The sequence below is a fragment of the Nonomuraea basaltis genome (assembly GCF_005893125.1).
GTDB lineage: Bacteria > Actinomycetota > Actinomycetes > Streptosporangiales > Streptosporangiaceae > Nonomuraea > Nonomuraea basaltis.
In genome coordinates this window covers 1-19,511 of record NZ_VCJS01000232.1, presented here as the reverse complement: position 1 = coordinate 19,511, position 19,511 = coordinate 1, and the positions used below count along the sequence as shown (strand labels likewise).

Genomic DNA, 19,511 nt, shown 5'->3' with positions numbered 1-19,511 from the left:
CCAGGTCCGGGCGTGGCCGGGGGACCGTGGACATGGCCGGTCCCGGGCCCGGGTCCTGGCCCACCAGGTCCGTCACCGACAGGCTCAGCTCGGCCTGCACTCCCTGCAAGTGCCGCGCGAGCTCCCGCGCGGACCCGTACCGCGGCTCGGGCTGTTTGGCCATGGCCCGCAGGATCGTCTCGAAGACCAGCGGCGGCACGTCGGAGCGGTTGATGGGCGGCGGCTCGAGGCTGAGCACCCGGTACATCAGCGGCGCGATCGACGGATCCGACGGGTTGTGGAAGGCGGGCCGGCCGGCCAGCAGGTGGTAGAGGGTCGAGCCGAGCGAGTAGATGTCGGTCGAGGCGGTGTGCGGGGCGCCGGTGAGCACTTCGGGCGCGGCGTGCAGCGGGGTGAAGGCCTGCGAGGTGGCCGAGATCTCCGAGGAGTCCACGACTCTGGCCACGCCGAAGTCGGCGATCGCGAGCTCGCCGTACCGGGAGATGAGGATGTTCTGCGGCTTGATGTCGCCGTGCAGGACCCCGGCCTCGTGTACGGCGGCCAGCGCGCCCGCCAGCTTCACCCCGGCCCGCAGCACGTCGGGCACCGGCAGCGGGCCCTCTTTGCGGATCTTGTCGCGGAGTGAGCCGTTCTCGAAGAAGTCCATCGCGATGTACGGCTTACCGGAGCGCGTCACGCCGGTGTCGAAGACGGTGACGACGTTCGGGTGGCCGGTGAGGCGGCCGGTGAGCTGCAGCTCGCGCTGGAACCTGCGCATGGTGCGCTGGTCGACCCGGTCGACGGACAGCACCTTCAGCGCCACGACCCGGTCGAGGCGCTCCTGGTATGCGCGATACACGACGGCGAAGCCGCCCTGGCCCGCCTGGTCGAGTATCCGGTAGCCCGGCGCGTCCTCAACTGGCGGCACGGCGGTACTCCCCTCTGTTGCAGGCGAGTTTAATGCGAAATTTGGGGCTTAGAGCGGGTTCATGAGGTACGCACCGTAGGCCGCGGCCATGACCGACACCAGGAAGAAGAAGAACACATAGAAGCCGCCTGGCAGGAAGGTGAGCCTGGCTAACTGGTCGGCGTCGGAGTCCCTGGCCTGCCGCCGGCGCCGCTTCTGCTGCAGCTCGATGATCGGCCGGATCCCGCCGAGCAGCAGGAACCACACCGCGACGAGGGCGACGACCTGCTGGACCTCGGCGGGGGCGTACATGATGAGGGCGAACACGGCGCCGCCGGTGGCCAGGAGGATCAGGGCGCCGTAGAGGTTGCGGATCAGCAGCAGCATGCAGACCAGGAACAGCAGCACGGTCCAGATCAGCAGCGTGATGCGCCCTTGCTCGGTGAGCCACGCGGCGGCCAGCCCGAGCAGCGGCGGCGCGAGGTAGCCTGCCATCGCGGTCAGGACCATGCCGGGCCCGGTGGGCCTGCCCCTGGTCAGGGTCACGCCGGAGGTGTCGGAGTGCAGGCGGATGCCTTCGAGCTTGCGCCGGGTGACCAGCGCCATCAGCGCGTGGCCACCCTCGTGGGCGATCGTGATCAGACCCCGGGACAGCTGCCAGGGCATGCGGAAACCGATGATCACGATCGCGGCCAGAGCCGAGACCGCCATGACCCAGGGGTCGGGGTCAGGCTGAACCTTGATCAGGTGCGCCCAGAACTTGTCCATCGAGGAGAAACCCTAGCCCGGTAAAGTCGTCACCGTGGCCACAGAACAACATTCTGATGCTGGGGTGCCGGACTGGTGGCGGGGCCTGGGGCTGCCGGGGTTGATCGATCTGCACGTGCACTTCCTGCCGGAGCGGATGGAGCGGCGGGTGTGGCACCACTTCGCCCACGGCGGGCCGCTGATGGGCGACGGCTGGAAGATCCAGTACGAATGGCCCGTGGAGGAGCGGCTCGCCCGGCTGCGGGCGATGGGCGTACGCAGGTTTCCCGCTCTCGCCTATGCGCACAAGCCGGATATGGCGGCCGATCTCAACGCTTGGACGATGGAGTTCGCCCGCCGTACACCTGAATGCCTTCCGTCGGCGACCTTCTACCCGGAGCCTGGCGTCGTGGGCTACGTGCGGCGGGCGCTGGAGGAGGGGGCGAAGATCTTCAAGATGCACCTTCAGGTCGGCGGGTTCGATCCCCGGGCCCCGGAGCTGGATGAGGTCTGGGGGCTGCTGGCGGAGTCGGGGGTGCCGGTGGTGGTGCACGCCAGCGCGGTGCCCGTGCCCGGCGGGTACGTCGGCGCCGAGCCGATCGGCCAGGTGCTGCGCGGGCATCCGAGACTGCGGGCGGTGATCGCGCATCTGGGGATGCCGGAGTACGACCCGTTCTTCGAGCTGGCCGCCCGCTACGAGCGGGTCGCGCTGGACACCACGATGACGTTCACCGACTTCGCCGAGGCCGGCATGCCGTTCCCGGCGCGGTTGCGGCCCGCGCTGCGTGATCTCGGGCTCGCGGGGAAGGTGGTGCTCGGAAGTGACTTCCCGACCATTCCGCATGCCTACGCGCACCAGCTGGACGCGCTCGCCCGGCTGGACCTCGGAGACGAGTGGCTGCGTTCTGTGTGCTGGCGCAATGGCGCGGCCATGATCTGATAGAAGGGTGAACGATCGGCACGTGGCGCTCATCAGCGCTTTCTACGACGCTCTCGGGCGGGCGGATCTCGCGACCATGGAGAGCTGCTACCACCCCGAGGTGAGCTTCGGCGACCCCGTCTTCCAGGAGGTCGAGGGTCGCGACCGGGTGATGCGGATGTGGCGGCTCCAGTTGGGCGTGCGCGACGGGGTGACCTCGGACTACCGGGACGTGACGGCCGATGACCACTCCGGGACGGCGCACTGGACCGCCCGGTACACGTTCTCCAGCACGGGCCGGCGGGTCGTCAACGAGATCGACGCGCTGTTCAGGTTCGAGGACGAACTGATCGTCCGCCACCACGACGAGTTCGACTTCAGGCGCTGGTCGAAGATGGCGCTCGGCCGGCCGCACGGGCTGTTGTTCGGCTGGACGCCGATGTGGCGCAAGACCATCAGGGATCGGGCGGCGCAGCAGCTCGACGAGCTCTCGACATAGGACTTCTGGAGGTGGCATGGCCAGGGTGAAGGGGTTCAGGCGCAGCGGAGAGGTACGCGAGGAAGCGCCCGAGCACTCGATGGACCCGCGCGCCGCCGAGGAGCGTCCCTACCGGCCGACGGTCATCGACAACGCGATCTACAAGGACGGCGAGCGCGTCGACAACCCCGGCTCGCTGGCCGACGCCTTCGAACGCCTCAAGGAGATGCCGGAGTGCATGGCCTGGATCGGCCTGTACCGGCCCAAGGAGTGGGAGCTGGTCAAGCTCGGCGAGGAGTTCGAGCTGCACGAGCTGGCGCTGGAGGACGCCATCGTCGGCTCCCAGCGGCCGAAGGCCGACCGGTACGGCGACACGTTGTTCGTGGTGCTGCGGGCCGCCCGCTACCTCGACGACGTGGAGGAGGTCGCGTTCGGTGAGGTGCACGTCTTCGTCGGCCCCAACTTCGTGATCACCGTACGGCACGCGGAGGCGCCCGACCTGCAGGCCGTGCGCAAGCGGATGGAGTCCGACCCCGATCTGCTGCGGCAGGGCCCGCAGGCCGTGCTCTACGCGATCCTCGACGCCGTGGTGGACGGCTACGCGCCAGTGGTGGCCGGGTTGCAGAAGGACATCGAGGAGATCGAGGTCGAGGTGTTCAGCGGCGACCCCTCGGTGTCGCGCCGTGTGTACGACCTGTCCGGCGAGGTCATCGAGTTCCAGCGGGCCACGGCGCCGCTGGTCGGGATGATCCACGGGTTCATCGCAGGGGCGGCCAAATACGGGGTGACGGACGAGTTGCAGAGCTACCTGCGCGACGTGGCCGACCACGCGATCACGGTGACCGAGCGGATCTCGTCGTTCCGCCAGATGCTGCAGAACATCCTGGTCGTCAACTCGACGCTGGTGACGCAGGCGCAGAACGCGGAGATGGCGAAACTGACGCAGACGAGCATCCAGCAGGGCGAGGAGGTCAAGAAGATCTCGGCGTGGGCGGCCATCCTGTTCGCGCCGACCCTGGTCGGCACCATTTACGGGATGAACTTCGATTTCATGCCGGAGACGCACTGGGCGTTCGGCTATCCGTTCGCCGTGGTGCTGATGGCCGCCGTCTGCCTGATCCTCTACATGGTCTTCAAACGGCGGAACTGGCTTTAGCGTTTTCCCGGGTGGAAACCCGGCCCTAAGCAAGGGTGCCGATGTCCTCCGGCGAGCTCCCGCACGGCGCACCCCCGGGTGATGTCCGGGGCGGCGCGCCGCGGCGGGTTGTGGCGGCGGGCGCGGCTCACCACAGCGCTCCGATCACCAGGCCGACGGCGATCGCGGCCACGATCGTGACGCGGAGCGCGGTGAGTGCGCGTCGCCGGGCGACGGGGTTCAACGGAGGGTCCTCAGGCTTCCAGTCCCAGGTGTCCTTCCAGGCGCTCCAGGCGCTGGACGAGCGGCTGGAGCTCGTTCTTGATCGCGGTGGCGAGCATCGCGGCCTGACCTTGAGCTGAGGCTTGGGCGGCGGGGTCGCCCGGCTGGGTCTGGGCGCGCAGGTGGACGTAGCCGGCCAGGGCGGCGGCCACGGCGCGCCGGGTGAGGCGGGGCTCGGCGCCGAGCGCGCGCAGGACCTGGCCGGCGGTCCCGTCGGGCTCGGCGACCAGGCCGAGCAGGAGGTGCTCGCAGCCGACGTAGTTGTGGCCGAGCGAGGTCGCCTCGGTGACGGCGAACTCCAGCGCGTTGGCGGCGGGGCCGCCGAAGTTGCGCGCCCAGCCCGCCTCCGGCGCGGCGCTCTCTGATGTGACGCCCTCCGAGGCGACGTCTTCCTGGCCGGGTTGTCCTGCGGCGGGGTGGCGCCGGTCGAGGTCCCGTTTTACCTGGTCAAGACTGATTTCCATGGCGCGCAGGACGTGCAGCGCCAGGTTGGTGCCCTCGGTCAGCATGCCGCCGAGAAGGTGCTCGGTCCCGACGCTGGTGGCCCCCTCCGCGCGGGCCTGGTCGGCGGCGAGCTTGAGCACGGTACGCGTCCTGGCCGTCAGATGGGTCAGCGCCCCGGTCGGCACGTCCAGGTCGAGATCGGTCAGAACGGTCTCCCTGATGGCGGTCACCCGGCGCACCGCCTGCTCCAGCGCCCGCTGGCAGACGGCCGACACCGGCACGCCCGCCTCCTTGACGGCCTCCGCGAGCTCGTCCGGCAGATAGACATTGATCTTAGGCATGCCCCTAATATAACCCCTGTGGGGTTATACGACAAGACATGCGTCGATCCCGAAGGGACAGGCCTGATCCCTCAGCCCGGGAAGCCGGCCAGGGCCTGCTCGGCCTCGGTGACCGCGCGTCTCAGCTCCGCCGCGAACGTCTCCACCCGGCCCGCCCCGAACCTGGCCGACGGCACCGAGATCGACAGCGCGGCCACGACCGAGCCCCGGCCGTCGCGCAGGGCGGCGCCGATGGCCGAGACGCCCTGCTCGGTGCCGTCGACGTTCAGCGCGTAGCCGCGTACCCGGATCTCGTCGAGCTCACGGGCGAGTGCGGCGCGCTGCGGGTCGGTGAGGTCGGGGTAGAGCTCCCGGAGCCGGTCACAGGGGAGGGCGGCGAGCAGGACCTTGCCGCCGGACGAGTATCGCGCCGGCAGGATCGTGCCCCGCCGGTCGCCCACGTGCAGGATCTGCGAGGACTCCACGCTGTCCAGGAAGCGCACCTCGGTGCCGACCCTGATCATGAGGTTCACGGTCTCGTCGGACCGCGCGCACAGCGCCTCCATCGCGGGGCGCGTCCTGGCGCGCAGCTCGCGCAGGGCCGAGCCGCCCGCGTTGGCCGGCATGGAGGCGAAGAACGGGCCCGGGAGGTAGGTGTGATGCTCGTCCTGGACGGCGAAGTCGCGATAGACGAGCATCGCCAGGAGACGGTGCGCGGTCGACCGGGCGATGCCCAGCTCCCTGGCGACGTCGGCGACCTTGAGCCGCCCCTGGTCGCGCAGCATGTGCAGGAGCAGCAGCACGTTGTCGACAGAGCCCAGGGCATACGCCGGCTTGTTCTTCACAGCAGAATGCTAGTGCGTCTTGCGGAATGTATCTCTAGCGTGGGGTCCATGAACCCGGAGGAGAGGCTGTACGCCGATTTCGCGGCCGAGAACCTGATTCCGCTATGGACCCAGGTCGGCGACCTGATGCCGGTGCACCCCAAGCCGAGGGCCCGGCCGCACGTGTGGGAGTGGAAGACCCTCCATCCGCTGGCCGAGCGGGCCGGTGAGCTGGTGCCCGTCGGGCGGGGCGGGGAGCGGCGGGCGATCGCGCTGGCCAACCCGGGCCTGGGCGGGCTGCCGTACGCGACGCCCACTCTCTGGGCGGCCATCCAATACCTGGGCCCGCGCGAGGTCGCGCCCGAGCACCGCCACACCCAGAACGCCTTCCGCTTCGTCGTCGAGGGCGAGGGCGTGTGGACCGTGGTGAACGGCGACCCGGTGGCCATGCGGCGCGGCGACTTCCTGCTGACGCCCGGCTGGCACTTCCACGGGCACCACAACACCACCGACGCGCCGATGGCCTGGATCGACGGGCTGGACATCCCGCTCGTGCACCACACCGACACCTCGTTCTTCGAGTTCGGCCCCGACCAGGTGACCGATTCCAGTACGCCGAGCGTGTCGCGGTCGGAGCGGCTGTGGGCGCATCCCGGGCTTCGGCCCGTGTCGGCGCTCGGCGCCACGCCGAGCTCGCCGATCGCGGCCTACCGCTGGGAGCACACCGACCGGGCGCTGGACGAGCAGCTCGCGCTGGAGGACGAGGGCCACCCGGGGACCGTCGAGCCCGGCCACGCCGCCGTCCGCTACACGAACCCGACCACGGGCGGCGACGTGATGCCGACGATCAGGGCCGAGTTCCACCGGCTGCGGCCGGGCACCGCGACCGCCGCGCGGCGGGAGGTGGGGTCATCGGTCTACCAGGTGTTCGACGGCGAGGGCTCCGTCACGCTGGACGGCGCCGAGCGGCGGCTGACGCGTGGCGATCTCGTGGTGGTGCCGTCGTGGTGCGCGTGGTCGTTCCGCGCCGAGACCCGTTTCGATCTGTTCCGCTTTGCCGACACGCCCGTTTTCGAGGGCCTGCACCAGTACCGGGAGGAGCCGGCGTGAAATTGCCATCTGAGGGTCAGCGCCGAGGGGAGTTCGCGTGAAGCTCGCGACGCTGCGGCTGCCGCGCCGTACGACCGCCGCCCGCATCGACGGCGACCACGCCGTCGAGATCGGCCGCCCCGACGTCGGGGCGCTGCTGACCGATCCCGGGTGGCGGGACGTGGCGGCCGCCGCCGACGGGCCCCGGCACCCGCTGTCCACGGCCGACCTCGCGCCCGTGGTGCCCCGGCCCGGGAAGATCATCTGTGTCGGGCTCAACTACCGCAACCACATCCTGGAGATGGGGCGGGAGCTGCCGCAGTATCCGACGGTGTTCGCGAAGTTCGCCGAGGCGCTGATCGGGCCGTACGACGACATCGTGCTGCCCGCCGCTTCCCAGACCATGGACTGGGAGGCCGAACTGGCGGTGATCATCGGTGCGCCGGCACGGCACGTCTCGCCCGAGCAGGCGCCGGCCTGCATCGCGGGCTATTCGGTGTTCAACGACGTGACGGCCCGCGACTACCAGACCCGCACGACGCAGTGGCTCCAGGGGAAGACCTTCGAGGGCAGTACGCCGTTCGGGCCCTACCTCGTCACGCCCGACGAGCTGGCGGGCGAGCCCATGACCATGCACTGCGAGGTGGACGGAGAGGTGATGCAGCAGGCGGACATCGATGACCTGGTGTTCTCGCCCGCAGAGCTGATCGCGTACCTGTCGGAGATCCTCACGCTGCAGCCGGGCGACGTCATCGCCACCGGCACGCCCGGGGGTGTGGGGCACGCGCGTAAGCCGCCCCGGTATCTGGCGGACGGCAGCAAAGTCGTGACGCGGATCTCGGGGATCGGGGAGCTGGTGAACATGGCGCGCCGCCGTGGTTGATCTCAAGTGGATGGACTCGGGGACCGCCTACTTCGAGTCCCTGGTGGATGCGGGCGACCTCGATCGGGCGAGCGGGCTGCCAGGGTGGACAGGGCGGCACGTGGCGGCGCATATGGCCGCGAACGCCCGCGCGCTGGGGCGGCTGGTGCATTGGGCGCGTACCGGTGAGGAGCGGGCCATGTACGCCTCACCGCAGGCGCGGGACGCCGAGATCGAGGAGCTGGCCGGCGGGTCGTCGGCCGGGGAGCTGTCGAGGCTGGTGAAGGAGACCGCCGGGGAGCTGAGGGAGGATCTAGGGCGGCTGACCGAGGCGCAGTGGGGGGCGCGGGTGCGGACCGCACAGGGGCGTGTCGTACCCGCCACCGAGATCGTGTGGATGCGGACGCGCGAGGTGTGGGTGCACGGTGTGGACCTGGGCGGGAGGTTCGAGGACCTGCCCGACGAGCTGGTCGGCGCGCTGATCGCGGACGTGGTGCGGCTGCTGGAGCTGCGTGGTGAGGGGCCGGCGATGGTGCTCAGGGCGACCGACAGGGACACGGTCTGGCACGTGACCGCCCCGCCCGGGAGCGCGGGCCCGATCGAAGCGATCGGGCCGCCCAAGGGCGGTGGCGGGCCGGAAGTGCGGGGCACCGTCGCCGAGCTGGTCGCCTGGCTGACGGGGCGTGGGCCGGCGCCCGTGCCCGACGCCCCGCCCATCGGGCGCTGGCTTTGAGAAGCGGGGTGTCGGTGACCGAGGTGCTGGTCGCCGGGGGTGGCATCGGCGGGCTGGCCGCGGCCTTCGCGCTGGCCAGGGCCGGGCGGTCGGTCCGGGTGCTGGAGCGGTCGCCGGAGTTCGGGGAGGTCGGCGCGGGGCTGCAGCTCGGCCCGAACGCCACCCGCCTGCTCGCCGCCTGGGGCCTGCTCGACCGGGTGATCGCGGCCGGGGTGCTGCCCCGGCGGCTGGTGTTCCGCGACGCCCTGACCGGCGAGGAGCTCACCCACCTGGACCTGGGCGAGGAGTTCCGGCGGCGCTACGGGGCACCGTACGTCGTGGCGCACCGCGGCGACCTGCACGCCATCCTGCTCGACGCCTGTGGCGCGGCCGGTGTGGAGCTGGTGAACGGCCAGCACGTCGAGCGGGTGGCGACCGAGGGAGAGCGGGCGCGGGCGTACTGCGCGGGCGGGTCGGTGCACGAGGGCGGCGTGGTGGTGGCGGCGGACGGGCTCCAGTCGGGGCTGCGGGCGCAGCTCGTGACCGACCAACCCCAAGATTCCGGATTTGTCGCTTATAGAGGTACGTGTCCGCTCCCGGAGGATTTCGACACCTCCGACGTGGTCGCCTTCCTCGGCCCCGACTACCACTTCGTCCAGTACGCGCTGCGCGGCGGCGAGCTGCTCAACCAGGTCGCCGTCTTCCGCGGCCCCGGCGAGCTGGAGCGGGCGTTCGACGGCTGCTGCACGGCGATCGGCAAAGGCCTGCCGTACCTGTGGCGGGACCGCCACTGGCCCATGCTCGACCGGCCGCCGATCGGCACCTGGGTGCGGGGACGGATGGCCCTGCTCGGGGACGCGGCGCACCCGATGCTGCAGTACCTGGCCCAGGGCGCCTGCCAGGCGATCGAGGACGCCCACGTGCTGGCCGAGCAGTCGGCGGGCGGGGACTGGGACCGGGCGCTGGCCGCGTACCAGGAGATCCGGGCCCCGCGCACGGCGCGCCTGCAGACGACGGCGCGGCTGTGGGGCGACGTCTGGCACGTGGACGGCGTGGCCAGGGTGCTGCGCAACGAGCTGTTCCGGACGAGGGACATGTCGAGCTACACCTACGTCGACTGGCTGTACGGCACCTGAATGGGCCCGCCCGATGTGTGGACCGTCATGACATGTCCGGAAATGGAGACCCGGGGATCGGCGGCGCCCGGCACGATCACCGTCAGCACGCCCGCCGCCTCGGGAGACAGCACCGTCACGGTCTCGGTGGTACGCAGGTACCCAGGACAGACGAGGCCCGGACGCACCGCCTGCCCCTCCCCCGGAAACTGCAGCACCGTCACCCGCCAGTCCCCGTCGCCGAGCACCACCGCGCCGTCGCCCCGGGAGATCACCTTCAGCGCCGGGTCGAAGTGCCACAGGCTGCGCAGGGTCCCGGCGGGAACGGAGTCGTGCACGGCCATCAGGTCGGGCCCGTGATTGACGAGGACGTGCCGGGTCCTGGTCACCCCGTAGGCGTCGTCGGCCAGCTCGAAGCACTGGCGCGACGGGCCGACGGACGAGCTCAGCAGGCGGGTGGCCGTACCGGGCCGGAAGATCCCCGTCACGACGGGCACGTTGTGCGCCTCGGGCGAGCGCGTCCACTCCACGTAGCCGGTCCTCTCATACGAGTGGAACCCGGCCTCCACCAGGATCCGGCGGCCCTGCGCGCTGTAGGTGACGCCCAGGTGGTCCTCGTGCCCGTGCAGCCGCCGCCCCGGACCGAACCTGATCGAGTAGTGGGCGGAGCGGAGGTCGTCCCACGCGGTCCTGCCGAAGACGTAGCCCCCGTCGAACACCCGCACCACCGGACCTTCGCGCGGAAAGCCGTCCGCGCGGGCGTCGGCCGGGCTGTCACCGATGGGGACGAGGCGACCGTCGGGCTGGGTGGCGTGGGCGATGTACGCCTCCAGCGCGGCCCGCCTGGCGACCAGCCGCTGGGGCGGCTCGGCGCCGCTCTCGCGGATCGCGCGCAGGGCCACGCCGAGCCGGCGGTGCACGTACAGGCCGTAGCGGGGCGCCTGCTCGTGCAGCACCCCCTGGGCGTCGATGGCCAGGCCGGCGGAGGCGGTCATCCGGCGGATCGCCAGGTCCCGCCAGCGCGCGCGGCCGAGGCGGCAGCCGACGACCAGCAGCGCGATGTCCTGGTCCAGGCCATGGTTGTGGCCCTCGCGGTAGAGCGCGGGATCGGCGAGGATCTCACCGTGCTCGGCCAGGCTGTCCCACAGCGCACGGGTGTGAACGTGCTCGCTGAGGCACACGAGCGCGGGCGCGCGCAGCGCGACGGCGTGCTCGGCCCACGCCCACGGGCTGACCCCGGGGCCGCCGCGCGGGTTCTCGCGGATCCAGTGGCCGGCCAGGGTGGAGGCGCGGTCGAGGTGCGCGGGCTGCCCCGTCCGCTCGTACTCGGCGACCAGGCGGCCCAGCCAGCGCAGCGAGTGCAGGTTCAGCGCCCAGGAGCGGTTGCCATGGGGGTTCGCGGTCCAGTCGACGTCCGTGCCGAGCTCGACGGCCGGCAGGCTGACGAACGTGACCCGCCCGCGCATCACCTCCTCCACCTTGATCCCGGGAAACTGGTCGCTCAGGCAGATGGCCCGGCCTGAGGTCGTGCGGGCACGCCAGAACACGTCGCGGCTCCTGTTTCAGGGCGCGCGAGACCCACGCGCCGCGCCTCGGGAAGGGCTAGGGGAGATCCGGTCCCCGGTCGGTCCAGCCCGCGCCGAGCACGATCTCGGAGCGGCCGCCCTGGCCGCTGTCCGCGCTGGACAGCACCTGCGAGGTGATCGGATCGATGATCAGAGTGCGCTGGGCGCCGGAGGGCAGCTCGAAGGAGAACGCCTCACCGGCGCGCCCCCGCGCGTCCGTGCGGGCGCCCAGGTAGCGGACCTCGGGCAGGTCGGCGAGCGCGCGGTACGCGGCGGCGCGGACGCCAGGGGCGGACGGCTTGGTCCACAGCAGGCCGCTGAGCGCGTCGGCGAGCAGCCCCTCCGAGCCGGCGGGCAGCATCGCGGCCACCCGCTCCCGCAGCACGCCGGCCTCGGACGGCAGGCTCTGGATCTGCCCGAACGTCAGGTCCCGGCCGGCCATGCTGAACGGCGACCTGCCGGTGATCCGGGTGACCCGGCCCTGTTCGGCGGTCCACGCCTCGCCCTGCCTGGTCACCCAGAGCTCGGTCACCCGGTCGCCGTCGTGCAGTTTCTTGACGTGCCAGTACGTCCCGCCCGATCCGGAGGCGGCCGAGGTGGCCGCCGCCAGCAGGATCGACCGGCCGGGTGCGGAGGGCTGGTTCATGGCGAAGACGAGCGCGAGCGCCGCCGCCACGGCGGGGATCGCCAGCCACGACAGCCGCCGGCGCCGGCGGCGGGCCACCACCCGCCGCCACACCTTCGCCTCGGCGTGCGGGCCGGGCTGCGGGCGGCCGTACAGGTCGCGGACGAGCTCCAGGTCATCCATGGACCAGCACCTCGCCGAGGAGGGCGCGCAGCTTCTTCCTGGCCCGGCTCAGCCGCGACCCGACGGTCCCGTACGGGATGCCGAGCGCGGTCGCGATCTCGTCGTGGCTCAGCCCGGCGAGCGCGACCAGCAGCAGCACGTCCCGGTCGCGCCGGTCCAGCTCGGCCAGGGCGGCGGCCAGCTCCGGGCGCAGACTCTGGGCGCTGACGCGGACGGCCACCGAGTCCTCGTGCCCCGGCGAGTCCGTGTCGGGGCCGCAGCGGCCGAGCGCGCGCAGGGTTCGGGCCTCGAGGCGGCGGTGCTTGCCGATGAGGTTGGTGGCGATGCCATACAGCCAGGCGCGCACGCTCGCGCGGGCCGGGTCGTAGTGCGCGCGCTTGCGGAACGCGGTGAGGAACGTCTCGGCGACGATGTCCTCGGCGTTGTCGGGGCCGAGCCGCTGGGCGACGTAGGTGTGGATCTCACCGAAGTAGGCGCCGAACACCGCGGCGAACCCCTCGGCGTCGTCAAGGGCTCCCGGCGCGCGGGCGGCCCAGGGCACCGTGGTCGCGATGGTCTCCCCCGTCATGTGCACGCCTTCCGATGTATCAATGGTCATCTGTTATCACCCGATACACCGGTTTGCTTTCACGCGTTGTGTTCGGTCAGGAAGCGGCGCACGTCGGCGATCTCGGCGTCGAGCAGACCGTCCGGCAGCTCCTCGAACGGCCGCACGCTCACCTGCGCGCCCTTCCTCCCCCACACGCCCCTGATCACGCCGTCCACCAGCACGACCGGGCGCAGGACGCCGCCTCCGGGGAACACCCTCTTCGCGTGCTCGGGCGCCAGGATCGGGTCTCTGCTCCGCCAGCCCATCAGGTATTCGTCGAACGCGGGCGCGAGGCGTGCCAACGGCCCCTCCGCGGCGGGCGGCGGCGGCGCCGTGCTCAGGCGCCAGGCCGTGCGGGCCTCGCCGAGCGGCAGCCCCGACCAGGCCGCCAGGTCCTCGGGGGCGGCGGGATGGTGGGCGCGGCGGTAGCGGGTGGCCAGCTCCTTCAGCGCGCGCTCCCGGTCCGGCTCGGGCACGATCGGGGCGCCCAGCCAGTCGGCGGCGTGCACGTACGTAGGCTTGCCTGCGCGGGGCGGGCCGAGCACGGCCAGGCCGTGGTAGGCGGCCAGCGCCACCAGATGCACGATCCCCTGCCCGCGAGCCCGGCCGGCCAGGCGTTCGGCCAGGTCGTCCTTGGTGAGCGGGCCCTGGCCCTCGAGCGCGCCGGCGATGAGCGGGAGCAGGTCGTCACCGGTGACGCCCTCCTCGGCGAGGCGGCGGAGGGTGCTCGTGTTCTGCCTGATGAGAGCATGGATCCAGGGGAGGTCGTCGGCGTGGAGGAAGTGGAGGGTGCCGCGCGGGCCCCAGGTCCTGACGATCTCGCGGGCCTGCCAGGCGGCGTCGATGTCCGCCGTGGTGAGGGTGGCCGAGCGGGCGCGGAAGGCGAGGAGGGCGGAGGGGACGTCCTGGGCCTGCATCGCCGTCAGACGGCGGACGATCTCGCCTGCCGTCAGGCCGGGCGGGCGGTGCAGGAGCTGCGCCTCGACACTCCTCATGCGGGACATCATCGCAGGAGCAGGCGTCTTCGGTGACGGCGTCGGGAGCGTACCGGACGAAGTTTGAAATGCAGCGGACGGTGCGGAGACGTACCAGAAGGGTGGCGGGACGGCCGTACTCCCTGACCCGGCGCGTCAGCCCGAACGGGTCGGCCCGCACAACCACCAGCGGCCCGACGGGAGTCTCGCCGCGGACGACCGTGGGCAGCGGGTACGACACCGCCCCGTTCCTGGGCAGCGTCTTGAATTCTCTATAGTTCCCTGAAGGAATCAGGCAGTTCGGACGGGCGTAGCCTGGCTTGGGCGGCCTCTGTGCGCGGCGAGTGCGAGCACAGGGGTGGCTTTGGCGTGGTGGAAGCCGGTCCGGTGGTGAGAATTCCTGACATGCCCTGTCCGGGACGGCAGGCGCCGTCCGGGCTGGGGTGCATGGCCCGCCGGACGCTGTCCACTCCCGATAAGGAATGGGGCGGGCACCGTGCGCCGGTCGGGCACACGGCTGGAGGTCATCGAATCATTCTTCGCCTCGTTCTTGGCGGTGCGTGCGGGTCGTTTCGGGGTCGGGCGGTTCTTGGATCTGCCCCGTGCTGCCGGTCGGGGGTGCAGGTCGGTCCGGGTGCGGCGGGCGCGGCGGGCCGCCCGGGTGGGTCTGCGCGGCCGGCGGGCGCGGGCCACGTTGCCTTCTACCACCGTGAGGATGGTGCGCTCCCCGGTGGTGCGGTGGGTGCGGGTGGCGGGCTGTCCCAGCAGACCGCGGGCGACGATCCGCTCGGCCGCTGCCCAATCCCGATCACACGACAGCCCGCAGGCCGGACAGCACGCCCACGCCCAGCCCCGCTCGGCTAGCCGGTCCGGGGCCGGGCAATGCTGCAGCACCGACGTGCCGTCCCCGCAGCGGGGGCAGTACTTGGAGGTGCCGCGGGCCGGGACGGTGACCACGGCGATGGTGTGCTTGGCCGCCAGGTGCCGGATCGCCTCGACGATCTGCCCGCGCACCTGCCCCGACAGCCACGCGTTCGCCCGCCCGCGGCGTCCGCGCGCTTCCAGGGTGGCCAGGTCCTCCAGATACATCACCGTCGCCCCGGCCGCGGCGGCCTGATCGACCGCCCAGCGCGCCGCCGACCAGGCCAGCGCCTTGTTCAGGTTCCGGATGCGCGCGCACACGCGCTCATGCTCGACCCCGAGGACCTCATAAGCCGTACTCAGCTTCGCGTAACGGGGGTCGGCGGGCGTGAGGCCGGCCAGCAGCCGTTCCAACTGCTCGTGCTTGGCGGCAAGGTGCTCGCGCTCGGTCCGCAGCCGGTGCAGCTTGGCGGAGATGCCGGTGGCGTCGTAGGTCAGTGGCCGCCCGTCGCAGATGACCCGGCCGCCGGTCAGTCGTCCTGTCGCGCCGGTCAGCAGCATGTTCACACCCCAGTCGAACCCGCACGCGACCACGTGGCCGGTGGCGGGCGCGAAGCCGATCGGGGTCTGGAACGGCAGATCGACACGCACCCGGCCCTTGCTCACCCGTAGCGTGGGGGTGCACAGCTTCGCCTGGGGCGGGACGGTGGGCGGCAGGGTGATCGGCAGCACGTGCCAGGCCCAGTCCCAACCGGAGGCGGGAGAGGCGATCAGGGGAAGGCGCACCCGCAGGCGGGCGCCGCGCTCGCCGGTGCGCTGCAGGGTGATGAGTTGCTTGTCGGCTGCGGCCAGCACGATCTGCGCCGCAATGTCCGGGGGTTCTTCCAGGTCGGTCAGATCGGCCGGCAGAGCGCCACGTTCATCGCAGTAGGCGCGGATCTGCCGGGTGCGGTTACGGATCTCCGCCGCACTCACCCCGTCCGGCAGCAGCCTGCGCAGCGCCTCCCACTCCGCGCCGCTCCGCTTGCGCGCATCGGCCGGCCAACTCGCCACGATCGCCGCCACCAGCGTGCGGCGGTGCAACGCCAGCCGCAAGGCACGGGCGGCCTGCTCCTGCGCGCAGCGCAGCACCCGATCACAGACGTACACGCCTGAGACGGGGGTTACGCCCCAGCCCAGCCGCCGAACCGCCATCCAGCCCTTCGACGGCAACACGCGCCCGTCCAGCCCGACCCCAGACGCCAGTGCATCCAGATCCGCTGGATTCCACCGGGCCGCGACCAGGCGGGCCGTCAGGTCCCGTGCCAGGCCGGTCAGCCAGGCGACCCGCTGCACCAGCATCGCCTGAGCAACGACCTCGCCGGTCCTCTCCACCACCGCTGAATGGGCGGTGCAGGATGCGGTCGCGGTGAGCTTACTCACGTCGCCGCCCCCGTTCCGAGGCGGCATCCAGGCGTGTACCGCACGACCCGCACCCGTCCACTCCCGCCCCATCTCAACGATGTGTAGCCGTAAAGCTACCAAGAGTTTGCATTCCTTGGATAGAACGTTTGAGCGACAAGCATCCGCCGAACACCGTTCCCTCAACTCACCACAGGGGAATGCCCGCACCCGCGCTCAGGCCGAACGCCAAGGACCGCTCACGGACTGCCCCGCTCCGCGCTGCGGGCCACGTTCCATGTGCACCGCCGACAACGAGATCCAGACCGGCTCGCACACCCAGTCAATAACCGCGCGGAAGCCCCATCCGCAGCGCCCCCAGCGGAGGACACGAACGTGACCGCCACAGCATCGGCCAGCAGCTTGCTCAAGCCGGGGCGATCCTCCCGCAGCCGTAAGGCCGCGTCCTTGCAGAGCTTCGCGTTCCCGGTCCGGCCGGTGCGACGCACTTCGTCTTCCCGCACCGCCAGGGAGATCTCCTGCGCACCCGAACCAGACACGCGCACATAGGCGACCTCCACCCGCTCCGGCACCGCAAGGGCCGCCAACATCGGCGAAGGCGCGTTCAGGCCCGCTTCGTCGAAGCCGCGCTCGGTTCGAGACGTGCAGACCCACACGAAGCGATTCCGGCCCCCGCTCGGCCTACAGGCGCAGCGTAGCCGGGCGACACCCCAGACGCTTGGCAGCGGCCGCAACCTCAACAAAGCCACGACGGGGTCGTCGTAGAGCCTCAGGCTTTCATAGCGAACATACGTTCATACCCTGGGCAGGTCGATCGTGTGCTCGGCGGCGCCGATCCGGTCCCGGGCACGTAGCCCCAACAGGACGCAGCCGAGATTCGTAACGGTGAGCACCGCCACCGCCGCGTCCCCGCGCGGCACCTTGATCGGCGTGACCTCGCGCCGCACCTCCAGCCTGGGCTTCGGAGCGGTCCACGCGAGCGCCGCGGCCAGCGCGAACAGGCCGCCGGTGGCCAGCACGACGGGCTCGGGATAGCCGAGCGCGAAGCCCGCCGCGTACAGCACGACCGCCCCGGCCAGCGTGCCCCAGCCCAGCGGGGTCAGCGCGACGGTGGCCCTCACCGCAGGTGGCGCGGTTCGCACCTACGCCGCCTGAGGCACCGGCATCCCGGCGAGGGTCTCGGCGAGCACGGCACCGGCGGTGATCTCGCGTAGTTCGGCCTCGGGCGAGAGGATCAGCCGATGCCCGATCACCGGTACGGCCAGCGCCTTCACGTCCTCCGGCACCACGTAGTGCCGCCCGGCGGCGGCCGCCTTCACCCGGGCCGCGCGCAGCAGCGCCAGACTGCCCCGAGGGCTGGCGCCCAACCGCAGGTGCGGGTTGGTACGGGTGGCCGCGCACAACGAGACGATGTAGTCGTAGACCGGGTCCGCCACGTGGATCCGCGAGGCGAAGTCGATCATCCCGGCCACGTCGGAACCCCGCGCCACCATCGGCAGCCGCTCGACCTGCGGCCCCGTCGGCATGCCCTTGAGCACCTCGACCTCGGACACGTGGTCGGGATAGCCGACGGAGATCTTCATGAGGAACCGGTCGAGCTGCGCCTCGGGCAGCGGGTACGTGCCGTCCATGTCGACCGGGTTCTGCGTGGCCACCACCAGGAACGGCCTGGGCACCGGATGCGGCTCGGCGTCCACCGTGACCCGGCGCTCCTCCATGACCTCCAGCAGCGCGGCCTGCGTCTTCGGTGAAGCCCGGTTGATCTCGTCGGCGAGCACGATGTTCGCGAAGACGGGACCGTGGTGGAACTCGAACTTCTGGTGTGCCTGGTTGAAGATCGACACGCCGGTGATGTCGCTGGGCAGCAGGTCGGGAGTGAACTGGATGCGCCGCCACTCGGCGTCCACGCTGGCCGCGATGGATCGGACGAGCGTGGTCTTGCCGGTGCCGGGGACGTCCTCGACGAGCAGGTGCCCCTCGGCGAACAGGCAGATCAGGGCCAGCTCGATGGCCTCGTGCTTGCCACGGATGATCCGCTCGATGTTGCCGGCCAGCAACTGGAAGCGCTGCGCGAACTGCTGCGCCAGCACGGCGGTCTGCTGCGGTTGCTGGGGTGGCTGCGGTGGCTGCTGCTGGTACGGCTGGGCGGTCTGCTCGAACTGGTCCTGATAGTTGTACTGAGTCAACTGAGTCCCCTTCTCAGTCGGTGCGCTCGAAGAGCGGCCCCTCGGGGAAGCCGCCGTCCGGAGTCGCCACCAGCGCCGCGGCGACCAGGATCGTGGCCGCCGCACCGGCGATCACGCCGTGGCTCGGTCGCCCCGGAGCCTGCGGATACGCATCCGTCACTCACCCCCGTACGTACGAATACTTACCGTTTGCCCCCATATTATCGGGCATCACCATAGCGTTCAGGCGTCCCTCGGCGTGCGTACCGGCAGGTAGCCGCGCCGGGTTTCCAGGAGTAGCGGTGCCTGGCTTCCGGGAATGTGGTGCCTGGGTTCCGGAAGCAGGGATGCGCGGGTTCCAGGAATAGGAATGTGAACTCGGAGACTGACGGGTGCGAAGTTCCGAGAGTGTCGGTGCGAAGCCGTACCTTAGAGCCCGTGTCCGAACAGCCCCTGACCCTCGACGCCGTCCTCACCGACGAAGCGGTCCTGTCGACCTACCGGCGGATGTTCGCCGCGCTGGCCCGCGACAGCGGCGCCGTGGTCGACGACCCGGCCCTGGTGGACATCGCCGAGACGCTGTTCGCGGCGTTCGCGGAGGCGGGCGAGGAGTGGCTGACGCACGAGCAGATGCGCTTCGCCTGCGGGGCCTACCCGAGCGACCAGTTCGACAACCGGCTGCGGGTGCTCAAGGGGCTGGGCGCGATCCGCGAGGTCTTCCCGAAGCCCAACCAGCTGCGCTACCGGGCCTCGTTCACGAGTGTGGTCGGGCTGATGTTCATCCGGCGGATGATGGACGACGGCGGCCAGTCGGAGATGCACCGGCTGCTGGCGCTGGAGGACCTCAACGTCGCCGACCCGCGCACCACGATGGAGGAGGCCAGGCAGAGCGCGGTCAACCTGGCGCGGGCGTTCCGGCTGTGGGCGCTGGAGCTGATCACGCTCACCACGGGGACGATCGAGGAGCTGCGCGAGCAGGCGCCCAAGCTGTGGGGCACCGAGGAGATCGCCCGGCGCGCCCAGGGCCTGCACGGCACGATCCTGACCCGCTGGCCCGAGCTCGACCGGTTCTGCACCGACCTGCGGGCGGCGATCTACGCCTACAGCGACGCCTCCCGCCGCGCCGCCGGACGGCTGGCCGACTCGGCGGGCACCACCCGCAACCTGACGCTGCTGCCTACGGAGACATGGCGGACGTTCTCGCAGACGGCCTCGAGGGAGCGGCTGGCCGCCGTGCTCGACGGGTTCGTGTTCGACGCGCCCGCGCCGTGGCACGACCCGGCCGCCATCGCCCGCGCCGTGGACGAGGCGCCGCGCCCCGCCCCGGCCCAGCCC

Annotated in this window: 20 protein-coding genes; 8 read left to right on the top strand and 12 right to left on the bottom strand. The window is 71.4% G+C overall.

All coding sequences use genetic code 11. From position 1 onward, the window contains the following. Positions 1–907, bottom strand: a 907-nt coding sequence (locus EJK15_RS56445; RefSeq protein ID WP_138718693.1) for a serine/threonine-protein kinase, incomplete at its 3' end; no start/stop codon positions are given. A 48-nt stretch (positions 908–955) separates the two neighbouring features. Beyond that, on the bottom strand, positions 956–1,654 hold the full coding sequence (locus EJK15_RS56440; protein WP_138718692.1) for a M50 family metallopeptidase: 699 nt from the start codon (positions 1,652–1,654) through the stop codon (positions 956–958). 34 nt (positions 1,655–1,688) lie between these two features. Here EJK15_RS56440 and EJK15_RS56435 point away from each other — a divergent pair, with 34 nt between their 5' ends. The 3 genes from EJK15_RS56435 to corA are packed head-to-tail and all read left to right on the top strand — an operon-like array spanning position 1,689 to position 4,186. Beyond that, positions 1,689–2,573, top strand: a complete 885-nt coding sequence (locus EJK15_RS56435) for an amidohydrolase family protein (protein WP_240777843.1) — start codon at positions 1,689–1,691, stop codon at positions 2,571–2,573. Between the two features lie 7 nt (positions 2,574–2,580). Then, a complete protein-coding gene (locus tag EJK15_RS56430) occupies positions 2,581–3,051 on the top strand; it encodes a nuclear transport factor 2 family protein (protein ID WP_138718691.1) in 471 nt (156 codons plus the stop codon). Between the two features lie 16 nt (positions 3,052–3,067). Continuing rightward, a complete protein-coding gene (gene corA / locus EJK15_RS56425) occupies positions 3,068–4,186 on the top strand; it encodes a magnesium/cobalt transporter CorA (protein ID WP_138718690.1) in 1,119 nt (372 codons plus the stop codon). Positions 4,187–4,419: 233 nt separating this feature from the next. On the opposite strand, the gene EJK15_RS56420 is transcribed toward corA, so the two are convergent. After that, the gene (locus EJK15_RS56420; protein ID WP_138718689.1) at positions 4,420–5,232 is read right to left on the bottom strand and encodes a Clp protease N-terminal domain-containing protein; all 813 of its coding nucleotides are present in this window, start codon (positions 5,230–5,232) and stop codon (positions 4,420–4,422) included. 71 nt (positions 5,233–5,303) lie between these two features. Then, positions 5,304–6,056 carry an IclR family transcriptional regulator gene (locus tag EJK15_RS56415; RefSeq protein ID WP_138718688.1) on the bottom strand — a complete coding sequence of 251 codons (753 nt, stop codon included), beginning with the start codon at positions 6,054–6,056 and terminating at the stop codon, positions 5,304–5,306. A 48-nt stretch (positions 6,057–6,104) separates the two neighbouring features. On the opposite strand from EJK15_RS56415, the gene EJK15_RS56410 reads away from it, so the two are divergent. The 4 genes from EJK15_RS56410 to EJK15_RS56395 are packed head-to-tail and all read left to right on the top strand — an operon-like array spanning position 6,105 to position 9,834. Further along, positions 6,105–7,145: a cupin domain-containing protein gene (locus tag EJK15_RS56410; RefSeq protein ID WP_138718687.1), complete on the top strand. Its 1,041-nt coding sequence runs from the start codon at positions 6,105–6,107 to the stop codon at positions 7,143–7,145. Positions 7,146–7,182: 37 nt separating this feature from the next. Then, positions 7,183–8,007 carry a fumarylacetoacetate hydrolase family protein gene (locus tag EJK15_RS56405; protein WP_138718686.1) on the top strand — a complete coding sequence of 275 codons (825 nt, stop codon included), beginning with the start codon at positions 7,183–7,185 and terminating at the stop codon, positions 8,005–8,007. Further along, on the top strand, positions 8,000–8,719 hold the full coding sequence (locus EJK15_RS56400; RefSeq protein WP_206061771.1) for a maleylpyruvate isomerase family mycothiol-dependent enzyme: 720 nt from the start codon (positions 8,000–8,002) through the stop codon (positions 8,717–8,719). The genes EJK15_RS56405 and EJK15_RS56400 overlap by 8 nt, the downstream gene beginning before the upstream one ends. A gap of 14 nt (positions 8,720–8,733) precedes the next feature. Next, positions 8,734–9,834, top strand: coding sequence for an FAD-dependent monooxygenase (locus tag EJK15_RS56395; protein WP_240777842.1), 1,101 nt, complete (start codon positions 8,734–8,736; stop codon positions 9,832–9,834). Here the strand turns inward: EJK15_RS56395 and EJK15_RS56390 are convergent. The 8 genes from EJK15_RS56390 to EJK15_RS71815 form a co-directional block, all read right to left on the bottom strand. Next, the gene (locus tag EJK15_RS56390; protein WP_240777841.1) at positions 9,807–11,360 is read right to left on the bottom strand and encodes a heparinase II/III domain-containing protein; all 1,554 of its coding nucleotides are present in this window, start codon (positions 11,358–11,360) and stop codon (positions 9,807–9,809) included. The genes EJK15_RS56395 and EJK15_RS56390 overlap by 28 nt on opposite strands. Before the next feature lie 55 nt (positions 11,361–11,415). Beyond that, complete coding sequence (locus EJK15_RS56385) at positions 11,416–12,186, bottom strand: hypothetical protein (RefSeq protein WP_138718684.1); 771 nt, start codon at positions 12,184–12,186, stop codon at positions 11,416–11,418. Then, positions 12,179–12,784, bottom strand: coding sequence for an RNA polymerase sigma factor (locus tag EJK15_RS56380; RefSeq protein ID WP_240777840.1), 606 nt, complete (start codon positions 12,782–12,784; stop codon positions 12,179–12,181). The genes EJK15_RS56385 and EJK15_RS56380 overlap by 8 nt, the downstream gene beginning before the upstream one ends. A 29-nt stretch (positions 12,785–12,813) precedes the next feature. Continuing rightward, positions 12,814–13,770, bottom strand: coding sequence for a winged helix DNA-binding domain-containing protein (locus EJK15_RS56375; RefSeq protein WP_171075137.1), 957 nt, complete (start codon positions 13,768–13,770; stop codon positions 12,814–12,816). A gap of 270 nt (positions 13,771–14,040) precedes the next feature. Then, complete coding sequence (locus EJK15_RS56370; RefSeq protein WP_138718682.1) at positions 14,041–16,032, bottom strand: zinc ribbon domain-containing protein; 1,992 nt, start codon at positions 16,030–16,032, stop codon at positions 14,041–14,043. A gap of 773 nt (positions 16,033–16,805) precedes the next feature. Further along, complete coding sequence (locus EJK15_RS56365; RefSeq protein WP_206061769.1) at positions 16,806–17,153, bottom strand: hypothetical protein; 348 nt, start codon at positions 17,151–17,153, stop codon at positions 16,806–16,808. Next, complete coding sequence (locus EJK15_RS56360; RefSeq protein WP_240777839.1) at positions 17,154–18,197, bottom strand: AAA family ATPase; 1,044 nt, start codon at positions 18,195–18,197, stop codon at positions 17,154–17,156. Between the two features lie 13 nt (positions 18,198–18,210). Continuing rightward, entirely contained in the window at positions 18,211–18,357 is a 147-nt protein-coding gene (locus tag EJK15_RS71815; protein ID WP_171075136.1) for a hypothetical protein, read from the bottom strand. 257 nt (positions 18,358–18,614) lie between these two features. On the opposite strand from EJK15_RS71815, the gene EJK15_RS56355 reads away from it, so the two are divergent. Next, the coding region (locus tag EJK15_RS56355; RefSeq protein WP_138718680.1) for a hypothetical protein at positions 18,615–19,511 on the top strand (897 nt) is incomplete at its 3' end.